The sequence below is a fragment of the Aliiroseovarius sp. D2-2 genome (genome assembly GCF_055809455.1).
This window is the reverse complement of sequence record NZ_CM147913.1, coordinates 159,854-179,259: the sequence shown is the minus strand read 5'-3', so window position 1 is coordinate 179,259 and position 19,406 is coordinate 159,854. Positions and strand designations below refer to the sequence as shown.

At 56.4% G+C, this 19,406-nt stretch carries 18 protein-coding genes; 5 read left to right on the top strand and 13 right to left on the bottom strand.

The annotated features are described in order from the left end of the window. The first annotated feature begins 49 nt into the window (after positions 1-49). Positions 50-883, top strand: a complete 834-nt coding sequence (locus tag AC0L6A_RS00855) for an SDR family oxidoreductase (RefSeq protein WP_473291586.1) — start codon at positions 50-52, stop codon at positions 881-883. Here the strand turns inward: AC0L6A_RS00855 and dxs are convergent. From dxs to AC0L6A_RS00835, 4 genes are read right to left on the bottom strand one after another with little or no spacing between them, the layout of a single operon-like run. Beyond that, complete coding sequence (gene dxs / locus AC0L6A_RS00850) at positions 880-2,808, bottom strand: 1-deoxy-D-xylulose-5-phosphate synthase (protein ID WP_473291584.1); 1,929 nt, start codon at positions 2,806-2,808, stop codon at positions 880-882. The genes AC0L6A_RS00855 and dxs overlap by 4 nt on opposite strands. Positions 2,809-2,831: 23 nt before the next feature. Continuing rightward, positions 2,832-3,686: a polyprenyl synthetase family protein gene (locus AC0L6A_RS00845; protein WP_473291583.1), complete on the bottom strand. Its 855-nt coding sequence runs from the start codon at positions 3,684-3,686 to the stop codon at positions 2,832-2,834. Continuing rightward, positions 3,687-3,929 carry an exodeoxyribonuclease VII small subunit gene (locus tag AC0L6A_RS00840; protein ID WP_246928684.1) on the bottom strand — a complete coding sequence of 81 codons (243 nt, stop codon included), beginning with the start codon at positions 3,927-3,929 and terminating at the stop codon, positions 3,687-3,689. Next, on the bottom strand, positions 3,926-4,861 hold the full coding sequence (locus AC0L6A_RS00835) for a histone deacetylase family protein (RefSeq protein WP_473291581.1): 936 nt from the start codon (positions 4,859-4,861) through the stop codon (positions 3,926-3,928). The genes AC0L6A_RS00840 and AC0L6A_RS00835 overlap by 4 nt, the downstream gene beginning before the upstream one ends. 46 nt (positions 4,862-4,907) lie before the next feature. Here AC0L6A_RS00835 and AC0L6A_RS00830 point away from each other — a divergent pair, with 46 nt between their 5' ends. Beyond that, positions 4,908-5,450 (top strand): hypothetical protein, encoded by a 543-nt coding sequence (locus tag AC0L6A_RS00830; protein ID WP_473291580.1) that lies wholly within the window; start codon positions 4,908-4,910, stop codon positions 5,448-5,450. A 7-nt stretch (positions 5,451-5,457) separates the two neighbouring features. Here AC0L6A_RS00830 and AC0L6A_RS00825 read toward each other — a convergent pair whose 3' ends face one another. Both AC0L6A_RS00825 and AC0L6A_RS00820 read right to left on the bottom strand, forming a co-directional pair. After that, positions 5,458-6,159 carry a response regulator gene (locus tag AC0L6A_RS00825; protein ID WP_246928681.1) on the bottom strand — a complete coding sequence of 234 codons (702 nt, stop codon included), beginning with the start codon at positions 6,157-6,159 and terminating at the stop codon, positions 5,458-5,460. Continuing rightward, positions 6,152-6,658, bottom strand: a complete 507-nt coding sequence (locus tag AC0L6A_RS00820; protein ID WP_473291578.1) for a MarR family winged helix-turn-helix transcriptional regulator — start codon at positions 6,656-6,658, stop codon at positions 6,152-6,154. The genes AC0L6A_RS00825 and AC0L6A_RS00820 overlap by 8 nt, the downstream gene beginning before the upstream one ends. A gap of 187 nt (positions 6,659-6,845) precedes the next feature. On the opposite strand from AC0L6A_RS00820, the gene AC0L6A_RS00815 reads away from it, so the two are divergent. Next, positions 6,846-7,712, top strand: a complete 867-nt coding sequence (locus AC0L6A_RS00815) for a branched-chain amino acid aminotransferase (protein WP_473291576.1) — start codon at positions 6,846-6,848, stop codon at positions 7,710-7,712. Positions 7,713-7,822: 110 nt separating this feature from the next. Then, on the top strand, positions 7,823-8,215 hold the full coding sequence (locus tag AC0L6A_RS00810; protein WP_473291574.1) for a hypothetical protein: 393 nt from the start codon (positions 7,823-7,825) through the stop codon (positions 8,213-8,215). Position 8,216: 1 nt separating this feature from the next. Here the strand turns inward: AC0L6A_RS00810 and queG are convergent, their stop codons facing one another. From queG to AC0L6A_RS00780, 6 genes are all read right to left on the bottom strand, one after another. Further along, positions 8,217-9,293 (bottom strand): tRNA epoxyqueuosine(34) reductase QueG, encoded by a 1,077-nt coding sequence (queG, locus tag AC0L6A_RS00805; protein ID WP_473291573.1) that lies wholly within the window; start codon positions 9,291-9,293, stop codon positions 8,217-8,219. Further along, a complete protein-coding gene (fzlA, locus tag AC0L6A_RS00800; protein ID WP_473291572.1) occupies positions 9,290-9,955 on the bottom strand; it encodes an FtsZ-binding protein FzlA in 666 nt (221 codons plus the stop codon). Before fzlA ends, queG begins: the two co-directional genes overlap by 4 nt. Positions 9,956-10,009: 54 nt before the next feature. After that, entirely contained in the window at positions 10,010-10,750 is a 741-nt protein-coding gene (gene mtgA / locus AC0L6A_RS00795; RefSeq protein ID WP_473291570.1) for a monofunctional biosynthetic peptidoglycan transglycosylase, read from the bottom strand. Positions 10,751-10,847: 97 nt separating this feature from the next. Beyond that, positions 10,848-15,386: a glutamate synthase large subunit gene (gltB, locus tag AC0L6A_RS00790; protein ID WP_473291569.1), complete on the bottom strand. Its 4,539-nt coding sequence runs from the start codon at positions 15,384-15,386 to the stop codon at positions 10,848-10,850. Beyond that, positions 15,383-15,811, bottom strand: coding sequence for a GFA family protein (locus tag AC0L6A_RS00785; protein WP_473291568.1), 429 nt, complete (start codon positions 15,809-15,811; stop codon positions 15,383-15,385). The genes gltB and AC0L6A_RS00785 overlap by 4 nt, the downstream gene beginning before the upstream one ends. 4 nt (positions 15,812-15,815) lie before the next feature. Then, positions 15,816-17,249 (bottom strand): NAD(P)-dependent oxidoreductase, encoded by a 1,434-nt coding sequence (locus AC0L6A_RS00780; protein ID WP_473291566.1) that lies wholly within the window; start codon positions 17,247-17,249, stop codon positions 15,816-15,818. A 242-nt stretch (positions 17,250-17,491) separates the two neighbouring features. Between AC0L6A_RS00780 and AC0L6A_RS00775 the strand changes: the two genes are divergently transcribed. After that, positions 17,492-18,295, top strand: a complete 804-nt coding sequence (locus tag AC0L6A_RS00775; RefSeq protein ID WP_473291565.1) for an undecaprenyl-diphosphate phosphatase — start codon at positions 17,492-17,494, stop codon at positions 18,293-18,295. A 53-nt stretch (positions 18,296-18,348) separates the two neighbouring features. Here AC0L6A_RS00775 and AC0L6A_RS00770 read toward each other — a convergent pair whose 3' ends face one another. Further along, positions 18,349-19,335: a complex I NDUFA9 subunit family protein gene (locus tag AC0L6A_RS00770; protein WP_473291564.1), complete on the bottom strand. Its 987-nt coding sequence runs from the start codon at positions 19,333-19,335 to the stop codon at positions 18,349-18,351. Positions 19,336-19,406 lie beyond the last annotated feature (71 nt).

The following is a 19,406-nucleotide window of genomic DNA, read 5'->3' as shown; positions in this document are numbered from 1 at the left end:
TGGCGCAGATTGGGCTTTCAAATCCTGAAATCCTTTGGATACTGCGCCTATGAAAAAGACTCTTTTCGTATTTGGCTACGGCTATTCGGCGCGCGCATTGGCGCGTGAATTGGCTGATGATTTCACCACCATAGGAACTTCGCGTGAAGCGGGTCCGGATGTGGTTCTGTGGCCGGGATCGGATATAGCCGAGCCTCTGACACGCGCCACACATCTGTTGATCTCGGCAGGGCCCGATGCAGATGGAGATCCAGTTTTACGCCAGGTTAGAGAAGATATTTCCCGTATAGCCCCGCAACTAGAATGGGTCGGATATCTGTCCACCACTGGCGTTTACGGGGATCATCAGGGCGGTTGGGTGGATGAGGATACACCACTAACGCCATCAACCAAACGCGGGCAACAGCGTGTTGCGGCCGAGGCCGCTTGGCAGGAATTGGCTGATGAGGCTGGTCTGCCCCTGCACATCTTCAGGCTGGCGGGCATCTACGGCCCCGGTCGCGGCCCGTTTGCAAAGGTGCGCAAGGGTACAGCGCGACGGATCATCAAGAAGGATCAGGTGTTTTCGCGCATCCATGTGGAAGACATTGCACAGGTTCTGGCAGCGTCGATCGCGCAACCCAATCCCGGCGGGATCTATAACCTGTGTGATGACAACGCGGCCCCGCCCGAAGATGTGTTAGAGCATGCGGCCAAGCTTCTTGGCTTGCCCACGCCACCATCAGAGGATTTTGAGGACGCCGAGATGACTCCAATGGCCCGCAGTTTCTATGCGGAATCAAAACGCGTGCGAAATGACCGTATCAAGGAAGAGCTGGGAGTGAAGCTGCGCTATCCAACCTATCAAGACGGGTTGGCTGCATTGTTAAAAACCGAAGGTTAGGCCCGCTTTTCGCTGATCTGCGCGACATCCAAAACGTCCAAAACCTTGGCTTCGATGTCTTTGGCGGACAGCTTGGCCTCTTCATACATCCGGGCAGGGGATGCATGATCAATGAACGTGTCAGGCAGCACCATCGAGCGGAACTTAATCCCGCGATCGAACACACCTTCTTCGGCCAAAAGCTGGGCCACGTGACTTCCAAAGCCGCCGATTGCACCTTCTTCGATGGTGATCAGCGCTTCGTGGTTTTCCGCAAGCAACATGATCAGATCTCGGTCCAAAGGCTTAGCAAAACGAGCGTCTGCGACGGTTGGGGTGATCCCCCGGGCCGACAACGCTTCGGCGGCGGCTTCGACTTCTGACAGGCGGGTGCCGAACGACAGGATCGCGACGCGCGCACCTTCGCGCACGATGCGGCCTTTCCCGATGGGAAGCACTTCGCCTTTCTCCGGCAAATCAATGCCAACGCCTTCGCCGCGTGGATAACGGAAGGCCGAAGGACCATCGTTGATCGAATGGGCCGTGGCGATCATGTGCATCAGTTCAGCCTCGTCCGCGGCGGCCATCACGACAATGCCCGGCAGGTTGGCCAAATAGGCAATATCGAACGATCCAGCATGGGTTGCGCCATCCGCGCCGACAAGGCCGGCACGGTCGATGGCAAAGCGCACGGGAAGGCGTTGAACCGCCACGTCATGCACCACTTGGTCATAGCCACGCTGAAGGAAGGTCGAATACATGGCGCAGAATGGTTTCATCCCGCCTGCCGCCAACCCGGCGGCAAATGTCACGCCATGCTGTTCGGCAATGCCGACGTCGAAACAACGCGATGGATAGCGTTCGGCCATCGGGTTCAATCCTGTACCGTCCGGCATCGCGGCGGTCACGGCGCAGACTTTGTCGTCTTCGGTGGCAAGGCGTACCAGTTCGTTCCCAAAGACCGACGTATAGCTGGGTGCGTTTGACGGTGCCTTTTGCTGTTTACCACTGGCCACATCGAACTTGGCGGTGGCGTGGCCACGGTCGCGCGCAGCCTCGGCAGGTGCGTATCCTTTGCCCTTCTTGGTGATCACGTGGATCAACATCGGCCCGGTTGCACGGTCATGCACGGTACGTAGGACAGATAGAAGGCTGTCCATATCGTGTCCATCGATCGGACCGACATATGAAAAGCCCAGCTCTTCGAACAGAGTACCGCCGACGGTCATCGATTTGACCATTTCTTTCGCGCGGCGCGCGCCTTCCTGGAACGGTTCCGGCAGCAGGCTAACCGCGCCTTTGGCGGCGGCTTTCAGCTCTTGGAAGGGCTCTTCGGCATAAAGGCGGCTGAGATAGCTGGACAGCGCACCCACAGGTGGGGCGATCGACATATCGTTGTCGTTCAGGATAACAAACAGGCGGCGGTTCAGATGACCTGCGTTGTTCATTGCCTCGAACGCCATACCAGCAGACATTGATCCGTCACCGATTACGGCCACAGCGTCGCCGATCCCGTGTTCTGGTGCGCCACCAAGGTCGCGGGCGACCGAAAATCCAAGAGCTGCCGAGATTGAGGTAGAGCTGTGCCCGGCCCCGAAGGGGTCAAATGGGCTTTCAGAGCGTTTGGTGAAACCGGATAGGCCATCCTCCATCCGCAGCGTGCGAATGCGTTCGCGGCGCCCGGTCAGAATTTTGTGTGGATAGCACTGGTGACCCACGTCCCAGACGATCCGATCCTTGGGTGCGTCAAATACTGCATGCAATGCAACGGTCAGTTCGACCACACCAAGTCCTGCGCCCAAATGTCCGCCGGTTTCCGATACGGCGGAAATCGTCTCGGCCCGCACCTCATGCGCCAGTTGTTCAAGCTCGCGGTCCGACAAGGGTTTCATGTCGGCAGGGACCGTTATGCGGTCAAGAAGAGGTGTCTCGGGTCTGTCGGCCATTAATAAACTCGGTTGGCTTAGGGCTACCTGTCTCGCTGGATAACGAAGCGGGCGGCCTCTCGCAAGGTATCGGCGTCTTCACCATAGGGGGAAAGTGCGTCACATGCTTGATTTACAAGTTCTTTTGCGCGGGTTTTTGCTGCTTCCAGCCCAAGAAGAGACACGAAAGTCGCCTTTCCAGCGTCTTGATCTTTGCCGACAGCCTTACCGACGGCGACTGCATCGCCTTCTACGTCTAGAATGTCGTCAGCAATCTGGAAAGCCAAGCCAAGTGCGGTGGAATAGTCTCGCATAGGGGTGATATCTGCATCGGCCAGTACTGCGCCAGCTTCACCCGACCACCTGATCAAAGCGCCAGTTTTGCCCGCTTGAAGTTCGGTAATTTCCGAAAGCGTCAGGGGTGTATCGGCTGTTTCAGCAGCAATATCCAAAGCCTGCCCGTGAACCATACCCAACTGGCCAGCCGCGTGAGCCATCGAGGAAATAAGCGGCACGCGGGCGTCACCAACGTTGTCATGGGTCAGCAATTCAAACGCCAGTGTTTGCAACGCATCGCCGACCAAAACGGCAGTGGCGTCATCCCATTTCTTGTGAACGGTTGGCAGACCGCGCCGCAGGTCGTCATCATCCATGCAGGGAAGATCATCGTGAACCAGCGAATAGGACTGAATGGCCTCGATCGCGGCTGCCGGCCAGAGCGCACGGGATTCTGACACGCCGTGCAAGCGGGCCCCTTCGATCACCAGAAACGCACGCAAGCCTTTGCCGCCCGCCGTCGCATAGCGCATGGGTTCAGCCAAAGCGCCTTTGGTATCAATCGCGGCGTGCAGATGCGCCCGCGCAGCGCGGGCGGTTTCGTCCAGACGTGTCTTGAACATTTACTGCCCTTCGACAGGAGTGGTGCCGGTTGGGTTGCCATTCTGATCCAGCGTGATCGCGGCAACTTTTTCTTCGGCTTCTTTCAGCTTCATCTCGCAGCGCGCCTTCAGCTCGGCCCCGCGTTCATAAAGCTTGATCGAATCCTCAAGTGCGACATCGCCGCGTTCCAGCTGGCCAACCACGGTTTCAAGTTCCCGCATCGCCTCTTCAAAGGACATTTCGCTTACTGGTTTGTCGCTCATGCGCCCCGCTCCATCATCACATTGATATAGGCCCCGACGCTATCGCCAAGGGCTTCCAAATCATAACCGCCCTCAAGAGACGATACCACCCGTCCATCACAGCATTTATCCGCAAGGTCGCAAATACGATGGGCAAGCCACGCGAAGTCCTCGGTTTCCCATTGAAGGCCTGCCAGAGGGTCGCGTCGGTGGGCGTCGAACCCGGCAGAGACCAGCACCAATTGCGGTTCATAAGGCTCTATTTCATCGGAAATGACCTTTTCCCAAGCCTCTTGCATCACTTCGCCGCCGGTTGCCTCTTCAAGCGGGATGTTGATCACCTGACCAAACGCACCCTTTTGATGGATGCCGCCGGAGCCGGGATAAAGCGGCATCTGGTGGGATGAGACGAACCGCACTCGGCTTTCATGCCACAACACATCCTGCGTTCCGTTGCCGTGGTGTACGTCGAAATCCAGCACAGCAATACGGTCCAAACCATGTGTATTAGCGGCTTCAATCGCGGCAATCGCGACGGTCGAGAAAAGACAAAACCCCATCGGCGTAGCTTTTTCGGCGTGGTGACCGGGTGGGCGGCAGGCGACAAAGGCATTTTGTGCGTCACCCGCCATAACGCGATCAACGGCTTCAATGTTGCCCCCGATGGCTCGCAATGCGGCCTCGAACGATCCGGGGGCCATGAATGTGTCGCCATCTAACTGCGCCCATCCATCAACAGGTTGCGCATTCTCAATACGTTCGAAATAGGCGCGGGAATGTCCAAGGCGTACGTGATCAAGGGACGCAACGGGCGGTTCGTGCCGGACGAGAGACTGAAAGTTCGGGGCGGAAAGGGCGGTTTCGATCGCCTCTAACCGGGCCACTTGTTCCGGGTGTCCCGGGGGCGTGATGTGGTCAAAGCAAACGGGGTGCGTGTAGAGCAAAGTTGTCATGCGCCGACGCTAGGGCAATAGTGTGGGGACAACAAGGGAGTGTTCCATGCGTTTGACCTTACCGCTTCTACTCGTCGCAGCGCCCGTTTGGGCAGACGGTTTTGCAACCCAAGTTACCGGTGATTTCAACAAGGATGGCATTGCTGACCACGTTGCGGTGATCGAGTTCGGTGGCTGGGGCCAAGCCGATCTTCTTTTGAAACTGGGCGATGGTTTGGAAACCATTTGGGTGCAGAACATTATCTGGGTCGGCGGGATTGGTCAGCAACCGTCCCTGAAGATCACCCCGCACGGGTCGCTTCAAGTGATCGCCCACAACAGTTCTATTGGTCGAAACCGTTGGGAGCAGACCCATACCGTTGCCTGGCGTGATGGCGCGATGCGGGTCGTGGGCTATACCTATCGTTGGTATGATACGCTGAACCTAGAGGATAGCGGCAGCTGTGATCTGAACTTTTTGACCGGAAAGGGTGAAGTCTCAAAGGGCCAAGATGGACCCGTAAAGGTGATCCCCGTTAAGACCCCCGCGTTCCTTGCGCAGGACTGGACCTATGTACTTCCCCCGGAATGCGAAGCACATATCAAATGACCGAGGTTTAGTCCGGCGCCAGCATGTACCCCGCCCCGCGTACCGTTTGCAGGTATCGTGGCTGTTTCGGGTCGGCTTCCAGCTTGCGGCGCAACCGTGTGATCTGCACATCCACCGCGCGTTCCTGCGCCTGCCCCTGATCACGGCCTAACTGTTCCACCAGAGAGGTTCGGCTGACCGGCTCAGTCGGGGTCGACGAAAAGATCTGCATCAGTTTTTGTTCCGTCGCCGTTAGCCGCACTAAGGTTTCCCCCTGCCACAGCTCTCCACGCTCGACGTCATAGGTCTTGTCGCCCAGCGCAAGGGATTTTGGGCTTTGGTCTTCTGTTGTGGTGGGAACGCGTCTTAGGATCGCATTGATTCGCAAAAGCAGCTCTTTCGGCTCGAAGGGTTTGGCCAGATAGTCGTCTGCGCCGGCCTCTAACCCCTTAATGCGGTCTTCGGTTTCACCTTTTGCAGTCAACAGCAGGATCGGGGTCGTTAGTGTTTCACGCAAGGAACGTGTCAGGCTGATCCCGTCTTCACCCGGCATCATGACATCTGTCACGATCAGATCGAAATCCAGACCGGCTAGCAGCCTGCGGGCATGGGCCGCGTCGCGTGCGGCGCTGACCCAAAAGCCATTGCGCACCAGAAACTTCTGAAGCAAACCGCGAATGCGTTCATCGTCGTCGATGATCAGCAGATGAGACTCGGGTGCTTCACTCATGTTCAACATCTTTCATTCGGTTGAAATGTCTTCTCATGTCTTGATCCATCATCGCCTCAAGGACCGTTCGAAACCCTTGTACCGCGTCTGGGCCCGCCTCGCGATAGGCTTGTCGCATTCTTTCGCGCTGGGCGTTCGACAGCTCTTTTTCAAGCGATGTGCCTTTGTCGGTTAGGAACAGGTTTCGTTCGCGCTTGTCTTGTTTGCCGATACGGCTATCCACAAGTTCGTCTTCGATAAGGGTTCTTAGAACGCGGTTTAGCGATTGCTTGGTTACCCCAAGAATGGACAAAAGGTTGTTCACGGTGGTGCCTGGCGTGCGGCTGATGAAATGCAACGCGCGGTGATGGGCGCGGCCATATCCATACTTGTTCAAAATGCGATCGGGGTCTGCGGTAAAACCACGATAGGCAAAGAACATCGCCTCGATGCCTTTGCGCAATTGCTCATCGGTTAGGAACAGTAGGCTTTGTCCCCCCGGAGAATGCCGGTCACTCATGACAAACCTCATCACAAATCATGTTACAGGTACCAGTTTTATGTCAGTGTTGTTGACTTTCCAAGAATCAATTGTTAGCGATTTGCGGATTTCGCGAAATATTATGTCCGATGCGGACCAATTTTGCGCAACAATTGGAAAAATACACCAGGGCATCTGGTGACATAAAACTGGAAAGGACGGAAACATGAGCGGATATGATGATCGTGATGGCAAGATCTGGATGGACGGACAGCTGGTCGATTGGCGCGATGCGAACGTCCACATTCTGTCCCATGCCCTGCACTATGCGTCTTCGGTGTTCGAGGGCGAGCGCCTGTATGACGGTAAGATCTTTCTGTCGCGCAAGCATTCGGAGCGCCTTCTGAAATCAGGCGAGATGATGGATATGCCGATCCCCTATTCAGTGGATGAAATCGAAGCGGCAAAGCAAGCCGTGGTCGAGGCCAATGACCTGACCAACGCTTATGTGCGTGTTGTTGCGTGGCGCGGGGCCGGTGAAGATATGGGTGTCAGTTCCGCGAAGAACCCTGTCCGAATGGCTGTGGCCGCTTGGGCTTGGGGTGACTATTACGGCGACGCCAAGATGAAGGGTGCCAAGCTGGATATCGCCAAGTGGAAGCGCCCGTCGCCGGAAACCATTCCGACCGCCGCCAAGGCTGCTGGTCTTTACATGATCTGCACCATGTCCAAGCACGCGGCCGAGGCCAAAGGTTGTTCGGACGCTCTGTTCATGGATTATCGCGGCTATGTGGCCGAGGCGACCGGTGCAAACGTCTTTTTCGTGAAAGACGGTGAAGTTCACACTCCGATCCCTGATGCAATTCTGAATGGTCTGACGCGTCAGACCGTCATCGGAATGCTGAAAGAAAAAGGCATCAACGTGATTGAGCGTCACATCATGCCCGAGGAGCTGGCTGATTTCGAACAGTGCTGGCTGACTGGATCAGCAGCCGAGGTTACTCCCGTTGGGCAGATCGGCGACTACATGTTCGAAGTGGGTGCGCTGACCCGTGACATTTCGGAAAGCTACGAAAAGCTAGTTAGAAGCTAAGACGCCTTAACGAATTTTGAACGCCCGGTCCTTACCTTGCAGATACCGCAAGGGGGTCGGGCGTTTTGCTGTCTAGAAACTTTCGAATTTTAACCGCTGTTACTTTGGTTGTGGTATTTCCCACCGCGGCCGCTTTGACTTGGTATGCTGTCACCAAAGATCCAACGATCCGTCCTCTTGGCATTACCAAAACGGCGCTGGAAAAGCAGGCCTCAATTGGCGGGGCTGAGCTGACTATCTTAATCAAATATGATCCGGCGGAAGACGCGATAGCAAGCGAAGCTTTGGGCGCAAAGATAGCTAACGCGTTCGAAGCGAAAGGTGTTGAAGGCAAGGTCAAGCTGAGTCGCGTTCAGGGGCATGAGATGTCAGTAACGTATCTTGTCGGCGCTTCGACCATTGGCCCTTACCGTGCATCGCAAGCGACCAGCGGAATCAACGCCGCTGTGGGGGCCTATCGGATGAATAGATCTCGGATGGAAATTGAAGGCGGGGGTAGTTGATCTAACCAATCAACCGCTGTTTCGCCCAGCCCGCAGCATCTGCCACAACAGGATCTGGATCGACCAAATGAGGCTCTAACATGGGCAGAAATGCCGTGTCGCCTGAATTTCCAACCGCGTAAAGGACATTGCGAAGAAAGCGGTTCCGGCCAATCCGTTTGACAGGGCTGCCCGAGAACTTTTCACGGAAAGTAGTGTCATCAAGCGTCAGCAGTTCGGACAGTTTTGGCGCAACCAGATCGTCGCGCGCGGCATAGCGTATTTCGGAGGCCTCTACTGCGAACTTGTTCCAAGGGCAGGCGGCAAGGCAATCGTCGCAGCCATAGATCCGATTTCCCAGCTTCGCGCGAAGCTCTTCATCCACCGGCCCTTTGTGTTCAATCGTCAGATAGGAAATGCAGCGCCGACCATCCAGTTGAAACGGGGCGGGGAAGGCATCCGTGGGGCAGGCGTCCAAACACGATGTGCACGAGCCGCAGTTTTCCTGACCCGGCGCATCTGCTGGAAGATCAAGCGTTGTGAAAATCGCGCCCAGAAAGAACCAATTTCCAAGTTCGCGTGACAGAAGGTTGGTGTGTTTGCCTTGCCACCCCAACCCGGCGGCGGCCCCCAAAGGTTTTTCCATGACCGGGGCGGTGTCGACGAAGACTTTGATCTCGCCTCCAAAGTGGTCGATCATCCAGCGCCCTACACGTTTCAGGCGCTTTTTAACGATGTCATGATAGTCTTTGTTCTGGGCATAAACGCTAATTGCCGCGCGATCTTTTTGGCCGATAACGGCCATCGGATCATGCGAGGGGGTGTAAGGCTCTGCCAGCATGATCACCGATTTCGCTTCGGGCCAAAGTGCTGCGGGATTTCCCCGCCAGTTCATCCGATCACCCATCCACGCCATATCCCCGTGACGCCCGTCGGCCACGAACTGTTCAAGGCGTTCGGCGATGTCAGGGACAGAGTTCGGCGTACAGATACGTGCGGCTGCGAACCCTTCGGTCAGCGCCTGCGAGACGATTTCAGCTTTTTGGGATGCGCTGTCTTTCGGTGGTAAGCGGCGCGACTTGCCGCCGCCCGAGGTCAAAAGTCCAGATCCGAGTAATGTGCCGGTTGCGGAAAGCCCGAGATTTGGTCCGCAAGGATCGAACGGAAGGCTGGGCGGGATTTGATCTTGGCATACCAGTCTCGAACATTGGAATTTCGGTTCCAATCCACATCACTGATATAATCCAGCGACGACAAATGCGCAGCTGCTGCAAAATCCGCCAGCGACATAGAGTTCCCGGCAAGCCAGCGACGTTGATCCAAAAGCCATCCCATGTAGTCGAGGTGATACTTGATCGCCTTGGCCCCAGCCTTGATGGCGCGACTTTCGGGGTAACCTGCGCCCATAACCTTTTTGTTCACACGCTCGTAAAGCAGGTTGGATGTGACTTCGTTGTGGAACTTGTCATCAAACCAGCTGACCAGCCTGCGTACTTCGTAACGACCTTCGGGATCTTTCGGCAAAAGGGCGGGTTCGGGGTATTTCTCTTCCAAATACTCGCAGATGGGCGCGCTTTCCGTCAGAAGTTGACCGTCCATTTTCAGGATGGGCACTTTGCCTGCGGGATTGCGGCGCAGGAATTCTGGGCTGCGCTCCCAATACCGTTCCTCAACAAGTTCGACCTCGACCTTCTTTTCGGCAAGGGACAGCCGCACTTTGCGGCAGAAAGGAGAGAGCGGGACGTGGAATAGGCGGTTCATTGGAAACTTCTGAGTTTGGTGTTTCAACCGTATTGCCCCGAACGGGCGTTGGGATCAATCCTCGAAGCAGCTTGATCGCCCATCCGCGCGGATCGTAGCCGCCCCTTCCACGATGGATTGGGCCCGTTTGCGTACAAAAGGGGACGGTCGCGCGGCGGATCGTTCTTTCGGGTTAGGTAGCAACGCAGCCAATCGGCCAGCTTGCACAGGTGTTAGTTCGTCTGGCCCAACGCCGAAGTAATGGCGCGCTGCGGCTTCCACTCCGAACACGCCTTTGTCGAATTCGGCGATGTTCAGGTAAACCTCAATGATGCGCCGTTTGCTCCAAACCAGTTCGACCGCTGGTGTTAGCACGGCTTCCAAAGCTTTTCGAAACCAAGACCGCCCGTGCCAAAGGTATGTGTTCTTGACGGTTTGTTGCGATAGGGTCGAAGCCCCCCGGGCCCCACCATCTTCGATGGCAGCCCGGATTGCGCCCATATCAAAACCCCAATGGCGACAGAAATTCGCATCTTCGGCGGCAACAACTGATCGGGCCATCACGGGGGCGATTTCTTCAAGATCCACCCATTGCCGGTCAATATCGCCCAAGCGCATCTTTTCCGAGATGATGTAGGGCGTGGTTGGCGGATTGATGAAAAGGTATCCCACAATTCCAAGGGCGAAGAATGCCACACAGGCGATCACAGCGCGAAACAGCCAACGCTTCACCCACTGTATGGGTTGAAACGGTTTGCGCGTCTTTGTGCTTTTCTTGCGCTTGGTCTTGGTTGGTTTCTTTTTTGCTCGTGCCACGGGTCTTTCTCACCTGTCGCGGGGGTGCGGGTCAAGACCGGTTCCAAAATGAAAACGCCCGCCAAGTGGCGGGCGTTTGTCGTGAATTTAGGTCGAGCTACTCGGCCGGAATGGCGTCGGCTTCCAGAGAAAGCGGTGCTGGAAGCTTGTTCAGCATCTCTTTTGGGCAGACTTGCAGGAAGTTGCGTTTCTCGCTGTCCCAGTGACGTAGGATTTCCGTTGCCTTCTGGCTGCGGGTTTCCTCGGCGTGGCGTTCGATCAGGCCTTTTAGCTGGGCTTCCCAGTGATCGACCGCAACAGGGCAAGTCACAAGGCTTTCCATATTCATATGGTCCTGCGCTTCGCCGTCCGGGTCATACAGATAAGCCATCCCGCCCGTCATGCCGGCCCCAAAGTTCGAGCCGATTGAGCCGAGAATTACAGCCACGCCACCGGTGGTATATTCACACCCGTTCGAGCCACAGCCCTCGATCACCACATTGGCGCCTGAGTTACGCACGGCGAAACGCTCGCCCGCGCGGCCTGCAGCAAACAAGTAACCGTCGGTGGCGCCGTAAAGCACCGTGTTGCCGATGATCGTGTTGTCCGATGCGGTGAGCGGGCTAACCAGCGGAGGACGCACCACGACGGTACCGCCCGACAGGCCTTTGCCGACATAGTCGTTGGCATCACCCGACACTTCGATTTTCAGACCGGGTGCCGCAAATGCCCCCAGCGACTGCCCGGCCGAGCCCTGAAGTTTCACCGTCAGGTGATCGGGCTGAAGCGAGTTGCGCATGCCGAAGCGTTTCACGATATGGCTCGAGATCCGCGTGCCGACCGTTCGGTGCGTGTTCTGCACTGTGTAGGAAAGCTGCATCTTCTCACCATCTTCCAAGAAACGCTGTGCATCGCGCACGACTTCGGCATCCAGCGTGTCTGGCACTGCATTGCGATCGCGATCGCGGTTGTACACGATCTTTTCAGCGCCATCGACCACCAGCAGAAGCGGGTTCAGGTCAAGGTCGTCCAGATGGGCGGACCCACGGCTGACCTGAGACAAAAGATCAGCGCGGCCAATCACGTCGTCCAGCGAACGCGCGCCCAGCTCGGCCAGGATCTCGCGCACTTCTTGGGCGTAGAAGGTGATCAGGTTTACTACCTTGTCGGCATCGCCGGTGAATTTTCCGCGCAGCTCTTCGTCTTGCGTACAGACGCCAACGGGGCAGGTGTTCGACTGGCACTGACGCACCATAATACAGCCCATCGCGATCAATGCGGCGGTGCCAATTCCATATTCCTCGGCACCCATCATTGCGGCCATGACGATGTCACGACCTGTGCGCAAACCACCGTCAGTCCGCAAAGTGACGCGTGAGCGCAGGTTGTTCATCGCAAGCACCTGATGCGCTTCGGTCAGACCCATTTCCCACGGCAGACCAGCGAATTTGATCGAGGTTGCAGGGGATGCACCTGTGCCACCATTGTGGCCCGAAATCAGGATGACGTCTGCCTTGGCTTTCGCAACACCGGCCGCAATCGTGCCGACGCCGCTAGAGGCCACAAGCTTGACCGTCACCTTACAGCGCGGATTGATTTGCTTCAGGTCATAGATCAGCTGCGCCAAATCCTCGATCGAGTAGATGTCGTGATGCGGCGGCGGCGAAATCAGCGTCACGCCTTTGGTCGAGTGGCGCAGACGGGCAATCAGGTCCGTGACCTTCATGCCGGGCAATTGGCCACCTTCGCCGGGCTTGGCACCCTGCGCGACTTTGATCTCAAGCTCTTCACACTGGTTCAGATACTCGGCTGTCACACCGAAACGGCCTGACGCAACCTGCTTGATCTTCGCCGACGGGTTGTCGCCATTGGGTTCTGGGTGGAAATGCGCGGGGTCTTCGCCGCCCTCACCCGAATCCGACTTAGCGCCGATGCGGTTCATCGCAACGTTCAGCGTCTTGTGGGCCTCGGGGCTTAGCGCACCCAGCGACATACCCGGCGTGACAAAGCGCTTGCGGATCGCGTTGATGCTTTCCACTTCCTCGATCGGAACGGGCTTGCCCATCGGTTTGATGTCCAACAGATCACGCAGATGGATTGGTGGGTTGGACCGCATCTTTGCCGAATACTGTTTCCACATCTCGAACGAGGCACGGTCACAGGCCGATTGCAGCAAGTGCATCGACTGCGCTTCCCATGCGTGGGTTTCGCCTGAACGACGCGCTTTGTAGAAACCGCCCACCGGCAGCACCTTGTCGCCTCCGCCAAAACCGGATGCGTGAATCTCTTCCAGTTTCCTTTGAATGCCATTCACACCGATGCCCGAAATGCGCGAGGTCATGCCAGGGAAGTATTCCGCAACCATGGCACGGGACAGGCCAACAGCCTCGAAATTCAGACCGCCACGATAGGACGATATGACCGAGATCCCCATCTTCGCCATGATCTTCAGAAGACCTTGGTTGATGGCTTCGCAGTAGCGGCTAACGGCTTCGGTCAACGAACAATCCAACAGGCCGCGTTCGATACGGTCAGCCAGCGAATCTTCAGCCAGATAGGCGTTCACCGTGGTTGCACCACAGCCCACAAGAACAGCAAAGTAATGTGGATCAATGCATTCAGCCGAACGCACGTTCAGCGATGTAAACGTCCGCAGACCTTTCTTGACCAGCCAGCTGTGAACAGCCGAGGTCGCAAGGATCATCGGCATGGCCACGCGACCATCACCTTGTCCCTGATCGGTCAGCACAAGGTGACCAGCACCCGAACGCACTGCGTCTTCGGCTTTGGCGCGAATGTCTTCCAACGCCAACCGCAAAGTGCTTTCGTCACCCCCAGCAGCGAAGGTGCAGTCAATCTCGGTCATCGGAGAATTGAACGCTTCGGTTAGTTTTACGAACTGCTCATTGCCAACAAAGGGGCTTTCCAGCACAATGATTTCCGTCTGCGCGCCGCTTTCGTCCAGCACGTTCTTCAGGTTGCCGAAACGCGTCTTCAGAGACATCACGCGGAATTCGCGCAAGCTGTCGATCGGAGGGTTCGTCACCTGACTAAAGTTCTGGCGGAAGAAATGGCTAAGCGGACGATACTTATTCGACAGCACCGCCGACGGTGTGTCGTCGCCCATGGACGCCAGCGTCTCTTTTCCGTCCTCAGCCATCGGGGCCAGGATTTGTTCCAGCTCTTCCAGCGTGTAGCCAGCTGCCACCTGACGGCGGCGCAACTCATCGCCCGAAAACAAGGGTTTCTCTTCGACTTGAGACAGGCTTTCTTCCAAGTCGTTGATCTTGCCGACCCACTCTCCAAAGGGTAGGGCTGCGGCCAGTTTGTTCTTGATTTCGGTGTCGTGGTAAAGCTTGCCTTCTTTCGTATCGACAGCAAGCATTTGACCCGGACCCAAAGCACCTTTTTCGACAACGGATGCTTCGTCAATCGGGACCATACCAGCCTCAGACCCAGCGATAACCAGACCATCACCCGTCACGACATAGCGCATGGGGCGCAGGCCGTTACGATCAAGACCCGCGCAAACCCAACGGCCGTCCGTCATGGCAAGGGCGGCGGGACCGTCCCATGGTTCCATGACCGAATTGCAGTAGGAATACATGTCCTTCCATGCTTGCGGCAGGTCGATGGCTTGCTTGGACCAGCTTTCCGGCACCAGCATGGTTTTCGCCATCGGGGCAGAGCGTCCGGCACGCACCATCACCTCGAACACCGCATCTAATGCGGCCGAGTCGGACGAACCATTTGGCACGATCGGCTTGATGTCTTCGGCAAGGTCGCCAAAGAAGGACGAGGCCATGCGGATCTCGTGCGACTTCATCCAGTTCAGGTTGCCCTTCAGCGTGTTGATCTCGCCGTTATGGGCCAGCATGCGGAACGGCTGAGCCAGCCACCACTGCGGGAATGTGTTGGTCGAATAGCGCTGGTGATAGATCGCGAAGGTCGATTTGAACCGTTCGTCCATCAGGTCGGGATAGAAAACCGCAACCTGTTCGGCCAACATCATACCTTTGTAGATGATTGATCGGCACGACAGCGATGCAAGATACAGATCGTTGATCTGCGCGGCGCTGGCGGCTTTCTCAATCCGGCGACGGATCACGTAAAGCTCGCGCTCGAAGGTTTCTTCGTCGACGCCTTTTGAATTCGAGATCAGGATCTGCTCAATTTCAGGGCGGGTGGCGTTGGCTTTATCGCCAAGGCAATCGATGTCCACCGGCACGTGACGCCAGCCATAGATGTAGTAGCCCATTTTCAGGACTTCGGTTTCCACAATCGTGCGGCACGTTTCCTGTGCGCCAAAATCCGTGCGCGGCAGGAAGACCTGACCAACCGCGATCAGTTGATCTTCGCGCGGTTCGTGACCTGTACGACGGATCTGGTCATAGAAAAACGGAACCGGAATCTGTACGTGAATGCCTGCACCATCGCCGGTTTTGCCATCAGCGTCGACAGCCCCGCGGTGCCAGATTGCTTTCAACGCGTCGATGCCAGCCTCAACCACTTTGCGAGTCGGTTTGCCGTCCACTGCAACCACAAGACCCACACCACAGGAACTGTGCTCTTCTTCCTCGCGGTAGAGGCTGTTTTCGTTCATGAACTTCCGCTTGGCTTCTTCGCGGCGGACCCAGTTTTCATCGTATTTGGTCATTTTGGCTCTCCTTCACCGAAGGAAGCAAACTGTGCCTCAACTTCAGCTTTAGTCTGCTTGATGTGGTCCCCTACAAAGGCAAACCCATCCGGTTTTCGGTCGATGTAAATCTCTTTTGTCAGGGCAAGACCGCCCATGTCGTCGACCAACCCAGCCGACAAAGAATAGACGTTTTCGTATCCGGGGATCGTGAGGCGATACCAAAGCGTCGTCCCGCAGGTGTCACACCATGCCCGTTCCGCCCAGTCAGATGATGCGTAGGTTTTGACAGGTCCTTCGACCTTTACCGTTCCCGGTTTCGCGTCAATCTCGACAAAGGCTGAGCCGGCCCAACGGCGGCACATGTCGCAATGGCAGGCGTGAAGTTCCTGATGCTCTGGTTCAAATGTGATTTGAACCTCTCCGCAAAGGCAATGTCCCTTCATGTTCCTACTCCGCCGCGATCTGAGCAGCTTGGCTCAGGCTTTCCAGGATATCCGCCCCGGCTTCGCGCCCGTCACGGATGGCCCAGACGACCAGCGATGCACCGCGCACGATGTCACCGACGGCCCAGACACCATCAAGGTCCGTGCGATGGGTGTTGAAGGTGGCTTTCACAGTGCCCCAGCGGGTGACGGGCAAATCGGGCTCGCCCCAGAGGGTCGGAAGATCCTCTGGCTCAAAGCCCAGCGCTTTGATGACCAAATCAGCGTCTTCGGTGTAGTCCGAGCCTTCGATCACTTCCGGACTGCGACGGCCTGATGCATCCGGTGCGCCAAGGCGCATCTTTTGCACGATCACGCCATTCACTGGATCGCCGGTGAAGCCTTTCGGGGCTGACAGCCAGACGAACTCAACGCCTTCTTCTTCGGCATTCTGTGTTTCACGCTGCGAGCCGGGCATGTTGGCACGGTCGCGGCGATACAGGCATTTCACGGACTTGGCGTCCTGACGGATCGCTGTACGTACGCAATCCATCGCAGTGTCACCACCACCAATGACCACCACGTTCTTGCCTTCAGCGTTCAATTCGCCGCTGTCATATTCTGGCACAGTGTCGCCAAAGCTCAGCTTGTTTGAACAGGTCAGATAGTCCAGCGCGGGAACGATACCTTTGGCACCTGCACCGGGGCCGGTCAGATCACGGCCCTTGTAAACGCCTGTGGCCAGCAGAACTGCGTCGTTCTGCGCACGGATGTCTTGGAATGTGATGTCATCGCCCACATTGCAATTCAGCACGAAGGTAACGCCCGCATCTTCCAGCAGTTTCACGCGGCGCATGACCACGTCTTTTTCCAGCTTGAAGCCGGGGATGCCGTAGGTCAGCAACCCGCCCGCGCGGTCATGACGGTCATAGACAGTGACTTTTACACCAGCACGCACCAACACGTCGGCCGCGGCAAGACCACCGGGACCTGCGCCGATAATGGCCACTTTTTCCGAACGGTCAGCAATCGGAGTAATCTTTTCGACCCAGCCGTTATCCCATGCCGTGTCGGTGATGTACTTTTCTACCGCACCGATGGTGACAGTGCCGTGGCCTGATTGTTCAATCACGCAATTGCCTTCACACAGACGATCCTGCGGGCAGATGCGGCCGCAAATCTCGGGGAAGGTGTTGGTGGCTTGGCTCAGCTCATAAGCCTCTTTCAAGCGACCGGACGCGGTCATCCGAAGCCAATCGGGGATGTTATTGTGCAGTGGGCAATGTGACTGGCAATAAGGCACGCCACACTGACTGCAGCGGCTAGACTGCTCGGCTGCCTTTTGTTCGGCAAATTCGGCGTAGATTTCGTTGAAATCTTCTTTGCGGGTTTCGGCGGTGCGCTTTTCGGGCATATCCCGGTCGACCGTCACGAATTTCAACATAGGCTGCTTTGCCATCCTGGCTCTCCCTCGGCTGGCCCTTTGCGGGCAGACTCTTGGCTTGGAGTTGAGCTTGTAAAAGGACTCGTGATGAATGAAAAGTCAATAGTATTGACCTAAATGGAGAAAATGACATCGGATTGAAGGAAATTCACTCCTAATCGCAATTTAATAAGACAGTGTTACTTACCTAAATATCCTCTTCCCTTTCCGAACGGCTGCTTTAGCTTGCCGCACAGCCGCATTTCAAGGAACCGCGCATGTCGCTTGCCCATATTCTTCTGGTCGCCATCATTCAGGGAATCACTGAATTTCTGCCCGTTTCTTCATCGGGTCACCTTGTCTTGGTGCCTCGCCTGACGGGTTTGCCGGATCAGGGTCTGGCGATTGATGTTGCTGTTCATTTGGGCACGTTGGGGGCCGTTGTTCTGTACTTCTGGAAAGATGTTCAAATTGGACTGGCGGGTATTCCGCGCATGCTGACAGGTCGGATCGATACACCCGGCGCGAAACTGGCGTTTCTGCTGGTGATCGCGACAATTCCTGCTGTCATCCTTGGGCTGATTTTCAAAGTGACCGGGATGAGCGATGCGATGCGATCCATCAAAGTGATTGCTTGGACCATGATCATCTTTGGCTTGGTGTTGTATTGGGTCGACCAGAAAGGGGCGGTGCAAAAAACCGCTAAAGATTGGAGCCTAAAGGACGCAGTGATCATGGGCCTGTGGCAAGCCCTTGCGTTGATCCCTGGTACGTCACGGTCTGGTGCTACGATCTCGGGCGCGCGGGCGCTGGGCTACGAACGCTCGGATGGTGCGAAACTGGCAATGCTGATGTCGATCCCGACCATTATCGCGTCAGGCGTCTTGTTAGGGTCCGAGGTTGCAGCCACAGCTGACGCCCAAGTCGCCAAGGACGGCGCAATTGCTGCAATGTTTTCTTTTGTTGCAGCTCTTTTGGCGTTGAGCCTGATGATGCGCCTTTTGCGATCGGTAAGCTTCACGCCTTATGTGATCTACCGGATTGCGTTGGGGGTCGTGCTGTTGGGCATCGCCTATCTGTAAAGAAAAAAGGCGCGGGATGAACCGCGCCTTTTCAATCATTCTCTCTGACAGTGTCAGCCGCCTGTGCGCAGGTTCTTGGCCGAGTTCTGGATCGCCGCATATTGCCCGCCCACGCGGAAGCGCCACAGATAGTCCGGCAAGATCGCAGACATGGCGCGTGGCGTAATGCCTAGGTCCTCAAACCCCTTCGCATCGTCAGCGACAACGTTGTCATAACGCAGGCTTGTTACCTGATCACGAGTCAGAGGCGCCTTGATCAGGCCGCCAGAAATCCACTGAACAAAATCAAAGATCCCGGCTTGAAGTCGGGCGATGCCGAATGGCAGGTTCAACACAAGGCGACGGCGCTGAGTAATCTTCAGCATGCGATTGATCGAATCGCGCAGCGTTTCAACATCCGGGCCACCCAGCTCATAGGTGCCGGCGTCGACCTGACCCAAAGCAGCTTTCTCGGCGGCTTTGGCAATGTCATCCACATGGACCGGCTGGAACTTGGTGTCGCCACCGGTGATCGGTAGGACAGGGCCAAAGCGTGTCATGCTGGCAAAGCGGTTGAAGAACTGGTCTTCGCTTCCGAAAACGACGGAAGGGCGCAAGATCACCGCGCCGGGGAATGCCGCTTTTACGTCAGCCTCACCTTGCGCTTTGGTGCGTGAATATTCGCTTTCGCTATTTTCGTCCGCGCCGATGGCAGAAAGCTGAACAAGCTGCCCAACACCTTCTTCCGACGCGATGCGTGCCACACGTTCGGCCCCATCGTGATGAACGGCGTCAAAGCTGTTCTTCCCGACCGAGTTCAAAACGCCCACGCAATTCACGACCGCATCGGCACCATGCATGGCCGCACGAACGGAATTGTCATCGCGAATGTTGCACAGGATAGGTTCGACCTGACCCACGGCACCATAGGGTTTCACGAACAGGGCTTCATTCGGACGACGCACTGCGACGCGAACGCGCCAGCCCTGCTTGGCCATGCGGCGCGCAATATACCGTCCGATAAATCCTGAACCACCATAGATCGTCACCAGATTGGACATGGAAGCTCTCCTTGAATTTCTTAGCTTTTGAATAGCTTTCAAAGCGCTTTTGGGCAAGGCGCAAACGGAAT